This window comes from Mycolicibacterium grossiae, from assembly GCF_008329645.1.
Taxonomy (GTDB): Bacteria; Actinomycetota; Actinomycetes; order Mycobacteriales; family Mycobacteriaceae; genus Mycobacterium; species Mycobacterium grossiae.
In genome coordinates, this window is the sequence record NZ_CP043474.1 from 1497899 (window position 1) to 1512986 (window position 15088).

The 15088-nt window shown below is 70.4% G+C and carries 16 protein-coding genes; 8 read left to right on the forward strand and 8 right to left on the reverse strand.

The features are described 5' to 3' along the window. Positions 1–83 precede the first annotated feature (83 nt). The 5 genes from FZ046_RS07215 to FZ046_RS07235 form a co-directional block, all read right to left on the reverse strand. The gene (locus FZ046_RS07215) at positions 84–515 is read right to left on the reverse strand and encodes a pyridoxamine 5'-phosphate oxidase family protein (protein ID WP_070351995.1); all 432 of its coding nucleotides are present in this window, start codon (positions 513–515) and stop codon (positions 84–86) included. Between the two features lie 132 nt (positions 516–647). Beyond that, positions 648–1301, reverse strand: a complete 654-nt coding sequence (gene phoU / locus FZ046_RS07220; RefSeq protein WP_070351996.1) for a phosphate signaling complex protein PhoU — start codon at positions 1299–1301, stop codon at positions 648–650. Between the two features lie 128 nt (positions 1302–1429). Further along, positions 1430–1972 (reverse strand): TetR/AcrR family transcriptional regulator, encoded by a 543-nt coding sequence (locus tag FZ046_RS07225; protein ID WP_246182922.1) that lies wholly within the window; start codon positions 1970–1972, stop codon positions 1430–1432. Positions 1973–2163: 191 nt separating this feature from the next. Next, positions 2164–2583: a nitrogen regulation protein NR(II) gene (locus tag FZ046_RS07230; RefSeq protein WP_070351998.1), complete on the reverse strand. Its 420-nt coding sequence runs from the start codon at positions 2581–2583 to the stop codon at positions 2164–2166. 105 nt (positions 2584–2688) lie between these two features. Continuing rightward, on the reverse strand, positions 2689–3375 hold the full coding sequence (locus FZ046_RS07235) for a haloacid dehalogenase type II (protein WP_070351999.1): 687 nt from the start codon (positions 3373–3375) through the stop codon (positions 2689–2691). 106 nt (positions 3376–3481) lie between these two features. Here FZ046_RS07235 and FZ046_RS07240 point away from each other — a divergent pair, with 106 nt between their 5' ends. The 4 genes from FZ046_RS07240 to abc-f all read left to right on the forward strand — a co-directional run bounded on the left by FZ046_RS07240 (position 3482) and on the right by abc-f (position 6866). Continuing rightward, positions 3482–4300, forward strand: coding sequence for a formate/nitrite transporter family protein (locus FZ046_RS07240; protein WP_070352026.1), 819 nt, complete (start codon positions 3482–3484; stop codon positions 4298–4300). 117 nt (positions 4301–4417) lie between these two features. Continuing rightward, positions 4418–4588 carry a CsbD family protein gene (locus FZ046_RS07245; RefSeq protein WP_070352000.1) on the forward strand — a complete coding sequence of 57 codons (171 nt, stop codon included), beginning with the start codon at positions 4418–4420 and terminating at the stop codon, positions 4586–4588. Between the two features lie 138 nt (positions 4589–4726). Then, entirely contained in the window at positions 4727–5164 is a 438-nt protein-coding gene (locus FZ046_RS07250) for a nuclear transport factor 2 family protein (RefSeq protein WP_070352001.1), read from the forward strand. A gap of 52 nt (positions 5165–5216) precedes the next feature. Continuing rightward, positions 5217–6866: a ribosomal protection-like ABC-F family protein gene (abc-f, locus tag FZ046_RS07255; RefSeq protein ID WP_070352002.1), complete on the forward strand. Its 1650-nt coding sequence runs from the start codon at positions 5217–5219 to the stop codon at positions 6864–6866. Between the two features lie 21 nt (positions 6867–6887). On the opposite strand, the gene FZ046_RS07260 is transcribed toward abc-f, so the two are convergent. After that, on the reverse strand, positions 6888–7751 hold the full coding sequence (locus tag FZ046_RS07260; RefSeq protein WP_070352003.1) for a lysophospholipid acyltransferase family protein: 864 nt from the start codon (positions 7749–7751) through the stop codon (positions 6888–6890). Positions 7752–7802: 51 nt separating this feature from the next. On the opposite strand from FZ046_RS07260, the gene FZ046_RS07265 reads away from it, so the two are divergent. Then, positions 7803–8504 (forward strand): dienelactone hydrolase family protein, encoded by a 702-nt coding sequence (locus tag FZ046_RS07265; RefSeq protein ID WP_070352004.1) that lies wholly within the window; start codon positions 7803–7805, stop codon positions 8502–8504. Positions 8505–8634: 130 nt separating this feature from the next. Next, on the forward strand, positions 8635–10632 hold the full coding sequence (gene malQ, locus FZ046_RS07270; protein WP_246182923.1) for a 4-alpha-glucanotransferase: 1998 nt from the start codon (positions 8635–8637) through the stop codon (positions 10630–10632). A 12-nt stretch (positions 10633–10644) separates the two neighbouring features. Here the strand turns inward: malQ and FZ046_RS07275 are convergent, their stop codons facing one another. Further along, on the reverse strand, positions 10645–11016 hold the full coding sequence (locus tag FZ046_RS07275) for an STAS domain-containing protein (protein ID WP_083298057.1): 372 nt from the start codon (positions 11014–11016) through the stop codon (positions 10645–10647). A 636-nt stretch (positions 11017–11652) separates the two neighbouring features. Here FZ046_RS07275 and FZ046_RS07280 point away from each other — a divergent pair. Continuing rightward, a complete protein-coding gene (locus FZ046_RS07280; protein ID WP_070352005.1) occupies positions 11653–13041 on the forward strand; it encodes a sugar transferase in 1389 nt (462 codons plus the stop codon). 6 nt (positions 13042–13047) lie between these two features. Here the strand turns inward: FZ046_RS07280 and FZ046_RS07285 are convergent, their stop codons facing one another. After that, positions 13048–13785 (reverse strand): YoaK family protein, encoded by a 738-nt coding sequence (locus FZ046_RS07285; protein WP_070352006.1) that lies wholly within the window; start codon positions 13783–13785, stop codon positions 13048–13050. 307 nt (positions 13786–14092) lie between these two features. On the opposite strand from FZ046_RS07285, the gene FZ046_RS07290 reads away from it, so the two are divergent. Then, positions 14093–15088, forward strand: a complete 996-nt coding sequence (locus tag FZ046_RS07290) for a glycoside hydrolase family 6 protein (protein WP_070352007.1) — start codon at positions 14093–14095, stop codon at positions 15086–15088.

Sequence of the window (15088 nt, forward strand, 5' to 3'; positions counted from 1 at the left end):
CGGCGGTCGGTTCGTGCCGACTCAGCACACTAACGCGCCCCCCGAACGGTGGGTCAATCCACGTCGGACCCGCTCGGCGGCGGTCAGAGGTCGTCGTCGGAGAAGTCCGCGGTGATCCACCGGTCCGGTCGGATCGTGAACAGCACGCTGGGAGCGTCGCCCATGCCGGCGACGAACGCGCGGCCGCCCTCCTCGCCGAGGTACCGGATCGCGATGGACTCGCGCACCTCCCGCGGCGCCGGGTTGGCGGTGTCCACCACCGTTCCCTCGACGACGACGTACTGGTAGGGCGGCTCCTCGCGCTGCGCGACCAGCGTCACCACGCCCGCGTCCTCGATGAGTCGGGCCTTGCGGGAACCCGCGCCGGTGTTGACGAGGATGAGTCCATCGGCGGTGTACTCGTACCAGATCGGCACGCTCGCCGGCGGACGCCCGCCGGTGGCGGCCACGGACAGCACGCCGACGCGCACGTCTCGAAGGAAGGATTGCCGCTCGGTCTCCGAGAAGTGCCTCATGCCCGGTCCGAACGTGGCCGGCGGCGACGCCTATTCCCGGCGACTCTGGCGATTTCGGCGCGCTTTGATGGTCCTCAGCGACGCCGAGCGCGCCGAAATCACACCGCGACGCCGGCCGGCCACCCCGGCGGATCAGTCCGCGCTGTCCGGAGTCTCGCCCGTCGCCTGGAACACCACGCGCCGCCCGATCTCGACCGCATGGTCGGCGAAGCGTTCGTAGAACCGACCGAGCAGTGTCACGTCGACCGCTGCCGCGACGCCGTGCGGCCATTGGCGATCCATCAGCAGCGTGAACAGATGGCGGTGCAGATCGTTCATCGCGTCGTCGTCGTGCCGGAGGCGAGCGGCCCGTTCCGGGTCGGCGGAGAGGACCACGTCCCGCGCAGCGTGGGCGAGGTCGACGGCCACGGTGCCCATCTCGGCGATGACGGCGCTGACGTCGTCGGCGAGCACCTGCGACGGGTGGCGCAACCGCGCGATCTTCGCGACGTGCAGTGCCAGGCCGCCCATGCGTTCGGCGTCGGACACGTTGCGCAGCGTGCTGACGATGGCGCGCAATTCGCCGGCCACCGGTGCCTGCAGCGCCAGCAGGATGAAGGCGGCCTCCTCGAGAGCCGCCTTGCGCTCGACGAGGTCGTCGTGATCGGAGATGACGCGCTCGGCGATGCTCAGATCGGCGTGCAGCAGGCCGTCGGTCGCGCGCTCGATGGCCGTCGCCGCGAGCCCGCACATGTCGGCCAGTCCGGTCGTGAGGGCGTCGAGTCGATCGTGGTAGTCGGAGCGCACCCGTCAACGATAGGCCGTAGTGGCGGTGCGCCGCGTGCCCAGGTGATCGACGGGTGAACGTGTTCCAAGCGGCCGCAACGGGACTGGTGAGGAGGCCGTGCGCGATGGCTTTGGTGCGCCGCCGGCCATCACGCCGTGACCGGTCCGCCGAGGCGGCCGTTGGTGGCATCGCGAATGGCGCGGTCGACCATGGCGAGTGCCTCGTCCTGGGTCACCTTCTCCTTGTCGAGGATCGCCCGGCGACCGACGTCCTCGTCGATGATGCGGAAGGCCGCGGTGACCGCTGCGGCGCAGAGCCGGGCGGTCAGGTCGTCGGCAGGCAGGCGGAGGCGGGCGGCGACGACCGGGACGAACTCGCGTTCCATCTCGTCGTGCACCATGAGGTAGGACGTCCGCAACGCGGGCTCGGTCACCGACAGGGTGGCGATCCGCAACGCGCTGACCTCGTCGGCGATCTCCTGCTCGGACAGGGGATGCGCGGCGGTGTAGGACGCCATGTGGTCGGCGAGCGACAGTTCGTCGGGCCAGCGGCGCGCGAGCGCGATGAAGCGGTGCGCCGACTGTGCGAGCACCGGTTCGACGCACGCCTCCTTGGAGCGGAAGTAGCGCCACACGGTCCTGGTGGACAGGCCCGCGGCCGCGGCGATGTCGTCGCCGGTGGTGTTGGCCACGCCACGGTCCCAGAACAGCGCACACGCGTGCCGTGAGACCTCGAGTCGTGCGCCGGCCTGCTTCGAGGTGGGTGGGGTCCGCCCGTCGTCGTCCGGGATGGCCGCTCACCTCCTCCCCGCCTCGACCTGCAGTCATCTTGTCACTTAGTGACAGAGGCGGTCAAGCGTGGCCGCCGGCCCCGGTCGGAGGGTCAGCCCGTGAGTTCGCCCATCCAGACGCGGTCGGTGGCGTCGTCGAAGACGACAACGGCCAGCGAGGCGTCCTCGGCGTGGTGCACGGACGCGGTCAACGTCGCCGGTACCGGCGTGCCACCGGAGTGGACCAGGGTGACCAGGCGGCGGACCGCTCCGTCGAGCCACGCCATCGGATCCGAGGCGTCGGCGGCCTCGGCGACCACGGCGGCCAACGGCTCGCCGGCGACCGCCCGTCCCAGCAGCGCCGACAGCGCCGCGTTGGCGTCGACGATCACCCCACCATCGGCCACGATCGCCACGGGCACGGGGAAGCGGCCGATCAGCGACGCTGCGGACATCGCCCGAAGTGCCGCGGCCGGCGCGGGCCGTGCGGCGCCGGATTCGTCGCGATCGTCGACCTCGGGACCGCTCATCATGGACACCTCCTCGCCATCGGTCTCCGTGATCGGTCGGGCGTGCCCGACGATTCCGAACGAGGTCGACGCGAACTGTGATGACCGCCACGACGCGGCGCGGCCGGCTCAGCCCTCGGGCAGCGCGGCGAGTCCGGCGACGACGCCGGTGAGGGAGGCCGCGGTCACCGTCGCCTCGCCGAAGACCGGTGAGGGCACGCCTTCGAGCCGGGGACACCATCCGGTGGTGCAGCCGACGCGGCGGGCGCCGTAGACGTCCCAGGAGTGCACGGCGACCAGCGCCATGCGCTCGATCGGCACGTCGGCCCGCTGGGCGGCCAGCCGGTAGGGCTCCGGCGACGGCTTCCAGGCGCGGGCGTCCTCGATCGAGACGACGTCCTCGACGTCGCCGGCGATGCCCGCACGGTCGAGGAAGCCGCGCGTCGACGATGCCGCGCCGTTGGACACCGTGATGACGCGGAACCCTGCCTCCCGCGCAGCGCGGACGGCGTCCACGGCGTCGGGTTGCGGCGTGAGCTGCGTGAAACCGGTGACCGCGTGCTGGACGTCGTCGTCGGACAGCACGTCGACGGTCTCGGCCCGCAGCGCCGACGCGGCGACGGCGGCGAAGGGCTGGAAGTCGCCGGCCGCGGTGAGAGCCATGCCGTCGCGCAGCAGCCGGATGAACCAGCGGTGCAGCAGATCGGCGGGTTGCCCGAGCTGCTCGAGTCGTGCACCGACGACCTCCAGCGATGCGAGTGTCTCGATGACGTCGAAGGCGATCACCTCGGGCCGCAGGCCGGATACGTCGGTCACCGCAGCGCGGTACCCCGAACGGGCGAGGCTTACCCGGCCTCGTTTGCGGGTATGACGGCCGTCCTTCAACAACGGAAAGCCTTCACGCATCGGAAAGGTGGTCGGCGTGAGCCCAGCGACGCAGCGCGACCTGGGCGACTCGGACAGTCCCATCGAGGACGCGCTCGAGGAGACCTTCAACCGGATGATCGACGAGGGCGCCCAGCGCCTGCACCGCGCCTGGCGCGAAGTCCTCGTCACGGGTTTCTTCGGTGGTACCGAAGTCGCCGTCGGCGTCCTGGCCTTCCTCGCGGTGCTGCAGGCGACGGGCAACCACCTGCTCGCGGGACTCGCCTTCGCCATCGGCTTCCTCGCCCTGCTGCTCGGCCGCAGCGAGTTGTTCACCGAGGGCTTCCTGGTACCCGTCACCACCGTCGTGGCCAAGCGGGCGAGCATCCGGCAACTCCTCAAGCTGTGGGGCGGCACGCTGGCCGCCAACCTGATCGGCGGCTGGCTGATCATGTACCTCGTCGTGCGTGCCTTTCCCCGGCTGCACGACCAGATGATCGAATCCGCCGGTCACTTCGCGACCGCTCCGCTCTCGGGTGAGACCGCCGCGTTGGCGGTGCTGGGCGGGATGGTCATCACCCTGATGACCCGCATGCAGCACGGCACCGACTCGGTGCCCGGCAAGATCGCCGCTGCGGTGGCGGGCGCGTTCCTGCTGGCGGGCCTGCAGATGTTCCACTCCATCCTGGATTCGCTGCTGATCTTCGGCGCGCTGTCGACGGGCCGGGCCCCGTTCGGCTACGGCGACTGGGCGGTGTGGTTCGGGTACACGGTGACGCTGAACGTGGTGGGCGGCCTCGTCCTGGTGACCTTGCTCCGCCTCGTCCGCACGAAGGACCGCTTGAAGCAGGAGCGCGCCGAGGCGGAGCAAGAGTGACGGCCCGGAGTGCCCGATTCTGTGCATTCCCTAGGAGTCGTTTCGCCGAGCGCGCGTCGAGGTACCCCTGACTCGGGTTCGGAAGACACCGGACTGAGGAACGAAGGAGTCGCTGACATGGGTATTGCCGACAAGGCCCAGAACAAGATCGATGACCTCGGCGGTCAGGCCAAGGAAGCGGCCGGAAGCGCCACCGGTGACAAGAGCACCGAGAACGAGGGCAAGATCGACCAGGCGAAGGCCAACCTGAAGGACGCCGGCGAGAAGATCAAGGACGCCTTCAAGTAAGTCCGAGCGCCCGCCAGAACGCGTCGCGGCCCGCCACCTTCCGGTGGCGGGCCGCGTTGCGTTCACATCCTCGCGCTTGCGGATGCGATTCCCCTCTGCGACGATACGTGACGTTTCACCTATCGAACGAGGAGCGTCGTGAGCGAAAACGTCGAGGCGGTCAAGCGGGCATACGAGACCGCCGAGAAGAAGGACCTCGAAGGGTGGATCGACGCGTTCACACCGGACGGCGTGTTCACGGACTTCTCCGTCGGTGCCCAGTACCGGGGTCGCGAGCTGGCCGACACCGTGCGCAACTACGGCACCGCGTTCTCCGACATGCACCGCGAGCTCTACCGGATCTACGAGGACGGAGACGTGGTGATCGTGCAGTTGGCGTTGCAGGGCACGCACGACGGGCCGCTCACGCTGCCCTTCGGGACGCTACCGCCGACCGGCAAGAAGATGGACGCGCCATGCTGCGACGTCTTCGAGATGCAGGACGGGAAGATCAAGCGATTCGACTGCTATCCCGAAGGATCCATCATCTTCGCCCAACTCGGTGTGCTGACTCACCTGGCCGACTCGCTCAGCTGATCGGCGCCGGTCGCACTGCGGCACCGGACGGCTGTGGTGCGACGATGGCACCATGACCGCAACGCTCGTCGCCAAGAACGTGGCCGGCGGCTTCGCGCACCGCACGCTGTTCGAAGGCGTCGACCTGACCGTGGCTGCCGGTGACGTCGTCGGGGTCGTCGGCGCCAACGGCGCCGGCAAGAGCACGCTGCTGCGCATCCTGGCCGGCGACCTGCAACCGCTCGAGGGATCGGTCAGCCGCGCTCCGGCCGACGCCTTCGTCGGCTGGCTTCCGCAGGAACACGAGCGGGTTCCGGGCGAGACCGTCGCGGCGTACCTCGCGCGCCGCACCGGCTGCACCGAGGCGACCCGGGCGATGGAGGCTGCTGCGGCAGCCCTCGCCGATCCGTCCGCTTCCAGCGCTGTGTCCACGGATTACGCGGCGGCGCTGGATCACTGGCTCGCCACCGGAGCGGCCGACCTCGACGAACGTCTGCCCGTCGTGCTCTCTGATCTCGGCTTCGACGTCGCGCACCCCGAGGCCACGCCCATGACGGCGCTGTCCGGCGGGCAGGCCGCGCGCGTCGGCCTGGCCGCGCTGCTACTCTCCCGCTTCGACGTCGTCCTCCTCGACGAACCGACCAACGACCTCGACCTCGACGGGCTGGAACGGCTCGAGCAATTCGTGCGGGACCTCCGCGGCGGTGTCGTCCTCGTCAGCCACGACCGAGAGTTTCTGTCGCGCAGCGTGACTCACGTCCTGGAACTCGACCTCGCGCAGAACACGACGACCGTCTTCGGCGGCGGCTACGACTCCTACCTCGAGGAGCGCGAGGTCAACCGGCGGCACCGGCGACAGCAGTACGAGGAGTTCGCCGAGAAGAAGGCCGACCTGGTGGCCCGCGCGCGGACGCAACGCGAGTGGTCCAGCCACGGGGTGCGCAACGCCATCCGCAAGGCCCCCGACAACGACAAGCTACGGCGCCGGGCGGCGTCGGAGTCCAGTGAGAAGCAGGCCCAGAAGGTCCGGCAGATGGAGAGTCGGATTGCACGCCTCGACGAGGTCGCAGAGCCCCGTAAGGAGTGGACGCTGCAGTTCGCCATCAAGGCCGCACCCCGATCGAGTGCCGTGGTCGCCACGCTCGACGGCGCCGTCGTCCGCCAGGGCGACTTCGTCCTCGGGCCGGTCTCGGTTCAGGTCGACGCGGGCGAACGCATCGGCATCACCGGTCCCAACGGGGCCGGCAAGTCGACGCTGCTGCGGATGCTGCTCGGCCGCCGCGCGCCCGACGAGGGCCGCGCGGGCCTCGGCGCAAGCGTCGAGATCGGCGAGATCGACCAGGCGCGAAGCCAATTCGTCGGTGAGGATCGGCTCGTCGACCGCTTCGAGCGGACGATGCCGACGTGGACGACGGCGGACGTGCGGACGCTGCTGGCCAAGTTCGGGCTCGGTGCCGACCACGTGGAGCGCGCGGTCGACGACCTGTCACCGGGGGAGCGCACGCGCGCCGGTTTGGCGCTGCTGCAGGCACGGGGCACCAACGTCCTGGTCCTCGACGAACCCACCAACCACCTCGACCTGCCGGCCATCGAGCAGCTCGAGGCGGCCCTCGACGCCTACGACGGCGCACTGCTGCTGGTGACCCACGACCGGCGGATGCTGGCCAACGTCCGGCTGGACCGCACGTGGCACGTCGCGAACGGGTGCGTCACGCAGCTGTGAGGGCGCCGTCGGACGTCGGGGTCACGCCCGACGACTGGTTCGCCGCTCCGGGCCGAAGAGACGCTTGACGACCGACCGTTGCGGATCGGCCTGCTGCTCGGCGAGCAGGAGGGCGATCCCGCCTTCGATGGCGGCCTTCGTCTCGTCGCGGATGCGGCGCACGGTGCGGTCGTCGGTGGTGTCGACCGCCGAGGTGTCGATCGGTTCGCCGAACCAGTAGTACTGCCGCTCCGGCCGCGGGATGGGCGTCGGCCCGATGCCGCGAACCAGGGGGAAGAAGTCGGGGCTGCCCGAGATCCGCTCGAAGAGCCGCTGTACGGGCTTCATCGCCGGATGCTCGGTGTCGACGAGGACGTCGAGTGCGTCCTCGGCGCCAACGGTGGCGAACGGCACGATGGGATAGCCGTGCTTGACGGCCAGCCGCGCGAAGCCCATCCGGTTCTCCCAGATGAGCTGGTACTTCTCGCCCTTGCGCTTGGCGACCTCCCGGCCTCCGCCGGGAAACACCAGGATCGTCTCGCCGCGACGCATCAACGCGTCCGCGATCTCCGGTCTCCCCGGCACCACCCCGACCAACGTCAGCAGATCGCGCCACCGCGGCAACTTGAAGTGTGCGTGATTGCCCAGGACGCGCGCCCGGATGCCGCGCTCCCAGAGTTCGGCGCACAGGAGCGGCGCGTCGAGCAAGCCGATCAGCGTGTGGTTGCCCACGAGCAGCGCGCCACGGTCCGACGGCAGGTGCTCGCTGCCGTACACCCGGGGATTGACCAGGCGGCGCGCCGGCTCCAGCAGCCGCAGCACGCGCGCGAGCGTCGCGTCGTTCGGCGGATCGGGGATCTCGCCGTGTCCGTCGGGGACGAGGCGGATGTCGCTGCGTTCGGCCATCGGGCAGTGCTACCCGTGTTGACCGGGGTGGGAAACGGGTAGAGATCACCGGTGCCCGACGCTCAACTGCCCGTCGAGGGCGGCACCCTCCCCGGCTATCTCGCCACCCCGTCCGGGACGGGACCGTGGCCGGCGGTCGTCGTCATCCACGAGGTCTTCGGTCTCACCGACGACATCCGGCGCATCGCCGATCGCTTCGCGGCGAACGGCTATCTGGCGTTCGCGCCGGCCCTTTTCCAGCGCGGCCCCAAGCCGCTCTGCATCGTCAGCGCCTTCCGTGCCCTCGCCAGCGGCTCGGGATCGGCCGTCGACGACCTCATCGGCGCGGCCGAGGCGCTGCGCGCGGACGACCGCACCACCGGAAAGGTCGGCTCGGCCGGATTCTGCATGGGCGGCGGCTTCTGCCTCCTGCTGGCCGACCGCGGCGTCTTCGACGCCACCGCCCCCAACTACGGCCCGTTCCCACCCGCGGTCGGCGTGCCGTCGCGGTCCTGCCCGATCGTGGCGAGCTACGGTGCCCGCGACGTGCTGCTGCCCGGTGCCGCGGCGAAACTCGAGAGGGGGCTCGCACCGAGCGGCGTGGCGCGCGACATCAAGGAGTATCCCGGTGTCGGGCACAGCTTCATGAACGAGTGGAAGACGCCGTCGGCCGTCCACGTCGTCGAGCGCATCGCCGGGGTGCACCATTCGGCGCCCCAGGCCGAGGACGCCTGGCGTCGCATCCTGACCTTCTTCGACGAGCACCTGCGCTGAGGACCCGGTCCCGATCCGCGCGGTGTAATCGACGGCCGCTCGGGTACAGGGAGGCGGTGACGGCATCCCCGAGCGCCGACCGCCACGGCGCGCCACGGTCCTTCCGCCTCGCCGACCGTATAGTCCACGCGTGACCGCCGATTCCGTGCCGGACGACCTTCGCCGGCTGGCCGCCGCGCACGGCGTCGCGACCTCCTATCGCAACGAGCGACGAGAACCCGTCGAGGTTGACGCAGACGTCGTGATCCGCATGCTCGGCCTGCTGGACGTCCAGGCGGAGTCCGAGGACGACCGCCGTCGCGAACTGGACCGTCTCGCCGAACTCGATCAGGCCGGCGTGCTCCCGCCCACCGTTGCGGTCCGCGCGGACGGCCGGGCACATCCCCTGCCGGGCGTGACCTCCGTGGTCGCCGAGGACGGCGCGGAGATCGAGGTCCGCGGCGAGCTACCCGCCGACCTGCCGCTGGGCTGGTTTCGGGCGCGCACCGAGACCGGTCAGGAATCCACGCTCGTCGTGGCGCCGCCCACGGTGCCGAAGTCCCCGGACACCTGGGGCTGGATGCTGCAGCTGTACGCCCTGCGGTCGGCGCGCTCCTGGGGCATCGGCGACCTCGGCGATCTCCGCGAGTTCGTGCAGTGGACGGCCCGAGAGCACGGCTCCGGCGCGGTGCTGCTGAATCCACTGCACGCGCCGGGCCCGACGCATCCCGTGCAGCCGTCGCCGTACACCCCGTCGAGCCGTCGTTTCGCCAACCCGCTGGCGCTGCGCATCGAGGACCTCCATTCCTACTCGCACGCCAACTCGGACACCCGCGGCGAAGTGGACGCGTTGCGGGTCAGCGCCGAGGGCGACCGCATCGACCACGACCTCGTCTGGGCGGCGAAACGCGATGCGCTGGAACTGCTGTGGCGCGCGGAGGGCCGGCCGGATCCGTTCCGGGGCGGGAACGCCTCGGCGGGCCTGCGGGACTGGGCGACGTACTGCGCGTTGGCCGAACGGCACGGCGGCCGGTGGAGCCGGTGGCCGGAGGCGCTGCGCGACGTGCACTCGACTGCGGTCGAGTCCGCGCGCCGCGAGCTGGCGCCGCGGGTCGCCCTGCACGCATGGATCCAGCAGCAGTGCGCCTCGCAACTGACGGCCGTCCGGCAGACTGCCCGGGACGCCGGTATGGCCGTGGGTGTGTTGCACGACCTCGCGGTGGGCGTGGACGCCGACGGTGCCGATGCGTGGGCGCTGGCCGACGTCCTCGCCACCGGCGTGAGCATCGGCGCGCCGCCGGACAACTTCACCCCGCGCGGGCAGGACTGGGGCCTGCCGCCCTGGCGCCCGGACCGGCTCGCCGCCACGGGATACGCCGCGCTGCGGGACATGATGCGCGCGGTGCTCGCGCACGCCGATGGATTGCGGATCGACCACGTCGCGGGTCTCTGGCGGCTGTGGTGGATTCCGCCCGGCGAGGGGCCGGACCGCGGCACCTACGTCTACTACGACGCCGACACGATGCTCGCGGTGCTGGCGCTCGAGGCGCACCGCGCCGGGGCGGTCGTGGTCGGCGAGGACCTGGGCACGGTGGAACCGGAGGTCACCCGAGCGCTGGCCGACAACGAGATGCTGGGCTGTGCCGTGTCCTGGTTCACGCGCGACGAATCGGCGCCGGGTGAGCCGCTGCTCGCACCGGCGCAGTGGCCGCAACGCGCGGCGGCGAGCCTCTCGACGCACGACCTGCCGACGGCGGCGGGGTTCCTCCGCGGCGAACACGTTCGCGCGCGCGCCGACCTCGGGCTCCTCGACGACGTGCCCGCCGAGGAGCGCAACGCCGCCAGGGAACGCGACGAGTGGGTGACGCTGCTCCGGTCGGAGGGCTTCCTGGCCGACACCGACACCGACACCGACACCGCGTCGGTCATCGTCGCCATGCATCGCTTCCTCGCCTCGACGCCGAGCCGGCTGAAGCTGGTGTCCCCCTACGACGTCGTCGGCGAGATCCGCCAGCCCAACCTTCCCGGAACGGTCGACGAATACCCCAACTGGCGTCTCCCGCTGCCGCTCACGCTCGAGGAGTTCCAAGCCGATCCGCGAGTGGCGGAGATCGCCGCCATCTTCGCGAGGAAAGCGTCCGGTGACTGACGGCTCGGAACGTCACCCCTGTGCGGCGCGCAGGGCGTCCGCCACGGTGGCGTAGAGCGGGACGGCGTCGTCGACGCCGGTGATCCGAATGGGCCGGCTGGTCGCCGGACCGTCGGCGACCACGACGACGCGCACCTCCGGCGGCGCCGTCGTGCGCGCGTCCACCAAGGTGCCGAGGCCGATCGAGGCCAGGAAGTCGACGGCCGTCAGGTCGATCACGAGCAGAGCGGGGTCGCCGTCGAGTGCGGCGAATACCTCGCGCGAGAAGGTCGACGCCGTCACGAGGTCGATGTCGCCGCGAACGGCGACGATGACGGCGCCGTCGCGGTGGGTGGTCGATACGTCGATGTTGGGACGCCGGGTACGTGGTTCGAAGACACTCATGCCCTCGCCTGCCTCTCCTGAACCCGGGTGGCTCGCGCGCAGCCGGGTCGTTTCCGAAGGGATCCTCATCGGTCCCGTACTGGTGAGACGCGACGGGCGTCGCCGACCGCATGGCGACGTGGTGTGTCGTCCACCACTCGGGCTGGGCGTCGAGCGAAGGTCAGCCGCGCCGTCCGCGCGTTGCGTGTCGTGCGCGTGCAGGCTCCCAGAAGGTGCCGATGCGGTCACGGCGATGCCGTGACCGGCGGGCCGCGCGATATGACCGCCACGCGGCCGTCAACGGCTGCATCGTGGTCGAATTAGCCACATCGAGCCATGGTGAATCGTGGCGAAGGTTCATTCCGATGGCATGCATTCATGACGGAATTGGACGCCGTGAATTTCGCGACGCGTGCGTCAATATTGATGTTATAAACGTCTCGTCGATGACGAAACCGGTCCATCCTCGCTGGTCAGGCCAGCTCGACGGCGGCACCCGACCGGTGCGAACGCACTGACGTCACCGACCCGAAATGGCGGCACCACGACGGTCGAGAAGCGAGGGAAATGACGATTCGCGAGTTCGCGGCCATTTCGGACGGACCGCCAGAGAACTCGTCGCCGGTCATACCCCGTCGTCACGTCTCGCCGGCGCACGTGGCCGCTGGGTTCCGGCTCACCTCGGACGTGGTCACCGTCCTCGTGGCCGTCGTGCTCGGGTCGGGGTGGGCCGCCCCGGCCGGCGGCCCCGCGGCCTGGGGGATGCCGTTCGCGGTGTTCCTGGCGTTCGTGGTGTTCCTGCACGCTCGCGCCGCGCTGTATCGCCGCGGCATCGCGCATCGCTTCGTCGACGACATCGGCCCGATCGAGCTGGCCGTCGCGCTCGCGGCGCTGTCGACCGCCGGTGCGTTGGCGCTGCTCGGTCAACCGAGGCACCCGGAAGCAGTGATCCCGCACGTGTGGGCCTGCGCTGCGGTACTGGTGCCGGCAGGGCGGCTGCTGCTGCTCGGCGGCCTGGCCGTCGCCAGGAGGTTTCACCACGACCTGTCGGTGCCCACGCTCATCGTCGGCAACGGCCGGATCGCCCATCAGATCTGCCACCGGCTCGAGTCCTCACCGGAATACGGGCTCACCCCAGCGGGTCTCCTCTCGGTCGACCCGTTGATGTGGACCGGCTCGGACGACGACGTCGTCACCACCACGCCGCGCCTTGGTCCGCCCGACATGATCGCCGAGGCCATCGGCGCTACCGGGGCGGGCGCCGTCATCATCGCGTTCTCCCGGGCCAGGGACGCCGACCTCATCGACCGCGTGCTGCGGGTGGCCCAGGCCCGGGGTCTGACGGTATGGGTCGTGCCCCGGATGTTCGACGCGGTGGGCCTGCACGCCCGGGTCGACCACCTCGGCGGGATGCCGCTGCTGGCAGTGCCGCGCGCCGACCCGCGCGGCTGGACCTTTCACGTCAAGCACACCGGCGACCGGGTGGTCGCGGCGCTCCTGCTGCTCGCGCTGGCGCCGCTGATGCTGTTCATCGCCGCGCTGGTGCACGCCTCGTCGCCGGGTCCGATCCTGTTCCGGCAGCGCCGGGTGGGGCGCGACGGCGTGCCGTTCGACTGCCTGAAGTTCCGGTCGATGCGACCGCCGGCGGAGGCTGACGGCGTGTTCGAACTCCTCTCGGAATTGGCTCCCGGTGGCGTCGAGGGCGTCGACCGACGCACCGCGGTGGGACGGATCCTGCGGTCAACGTCCCTCGACGAGCTGCCGCAGCTGATCAACGTCGTCAAGGGCGAGATGAGCATGGTCGGACCGCGACCGGAGCGCCCCGACTTCGTGGACATCTTCGACGCCAAGGTGAACCGCTACGGGGAGCGGCACCGCGTCAAGGCGGGCATCACCGGGTGGGCTCAGGTGCACGGGCTGCGCGGGCAGACCTCGATTGCCGACCGCGCCGAGTGGGACAACTACTACATCGAGAACTGGTCGATGGGCCTCGACCTCAAGATCCTCGCGTTGACGGTGCCTGCCGTGCTGCGCCGCGCCACCTAGCCGACCTCACACGACGACCGTCGGCTTGGCGTCGGGGTGCGCATCCGGTTGCGGCGCATGCGGATTGATGACCACCTCGCTACGTGGCATCAGGTAGGTCAGCACGAAGGCCAGTATCGCCAGCAGGAGCAGCATGGTGGCCGGAACCAGGAATGCGGCTTCGCCGAAGTGGTGCTGCAGCACCCCACCGAGCACTGCGCCGCTGGTCAGGCCGAGCCAGAGCGGCCCCTGAATCCAGAAGGACGGTGCCGGCTTGTGCAGCAGCATGTTGGCCAGACCGGCGCCGAATCGGACGACCGTGCCGGTGACGTAGGTGAGGGCGAGGCTGCGGCCCGCTTCGTCCTGCAGCGTGGCGTTCTGCAGTCCGAGCGCGAGCACGATGGGGTAGACGTGCCACGGCACGGCTTCGGTGCCGTGCGGGAGGAAGACGCCGATCAGCAGCAGTGACCCCTGGATGGTGAGCAGGGCGGCAAGCCGCCACCGGCCCACCCAGGCCGCGATGAGCGTGCCCAGGAAGGCGCCGAAGCAGAAGATCGCGATGACGCCGCCGAACCGCACGACGCCGATCCAGTCGGCGGAACTCGCGGCCTCGCCGAACCGCGTGGTGTTGCCGCTCATGAACGACATGAACAGCTGCGCGTACTGCATGAAGCCGATGGCGTCGGAGATGCCGGCGATCATCGCCAGTACCACCGCGAAGCGGAGCCGGACCTTGTCGTCGGCGGGGAAACTGCGGTTGGGCATGGCGGACCTCTGTTCGACGGGTGAAGGACGCGGTGACGGAGCCGACGCACGAGCCGTCACCGGTGACGGCCGATTCGAACGTGACCACGAGCGTTGTCGCGCAACGTAACTGAACGTCGACTCCAGGTCGTTGAACCCGGCGATCAGGTGACGTGCGACGTGGTCGCCTCCGATTTACCCGGACGCGCGATACGGGCAAACGCGTTCATGGGAAACGCATAAATTCGTCACCGGTGGCGTCGCCGCTGCGGCGTGACCCGGCACCCGGGATTGGCGTTCAGTGCTTTGGCCCACTAATTTCCATCGGGTGACGTCCTCAGCTGCTGCCGCCGTGGCGCGGTGGATCGCCCCCTGTCTCACCGTTGCGGCCATCGCCGGGATCGGCCTGGTGCACGCGCCGGCGCCCGTGGAGCAGGCGCCGTCGATCCGCCTGGTCGACGACGCGAACCCGCTGGTCGGCCTGCCGTTCTACGTCAATCCGAACTCGGCGGCGATGCGCGCCGCCAACGGCGCCGGCAGCCCGGAGCTGACGACCATCGCGAACACGCCGACGGCCTACTGGATGGATCACCTGTCCACCCCGTCGGTGGACGCGAAGTACATCGCCGACGCGCAGGCCGCCGGAACGCGCCCGATCCTCGCTCTGTACGGCATCCCGCATCGCGACTGCGGCAGTTTCGCGGCCGGCGGGTTCGGCTCGGCGGACGCCTACCGCGGCTGGATCGACGGCGTGACCGCGGCGATCGGATCCGGTCCGGCCGCGGTCATCCTCGAACCCGACGCGCTGGCGATGGCTGATTGTCTCTCCGCCGATCAGCGTCAGGAGCGCTTCGACCTCATCCGGTATGCCGTCGACTCGCTGACCCGCAACCCGGGGACCGCCGTATACGTCGACGCCGGCCACTCCCGGTGGGTGAGTGCCGACACGATGGCGGCCCGGCTGAACGACGTCGGCGTGGCCAAGGCCCGCGGCTTCAGTCTCAACACCGCCAACTTCTTCACCACCGAGGAGGAGATCGGCTACGGCGACGCGATCTCGGGGATGACGGGCGGCAAGCCGTACGTCATCGACACCTCGCGCAACGGCGCCGGACCCGCCGACGGCGAGCTGTACTGGTGCAACCCGACCGGCCGTGCGCTCGGCGCCTTCCCGACCACGGCGACCGGCAACGGCAACGTCGACGCCTTCCTCTGGGTGAAGCGTCCCGGCGAGTCCGACGGCTCCTGCGGTCGCGGCCAGCCCGGTGCGGGCCGCTTCGTCAACCAGTACGCCATCGATCTGGCGCGCAACGCCGGCCAGTAG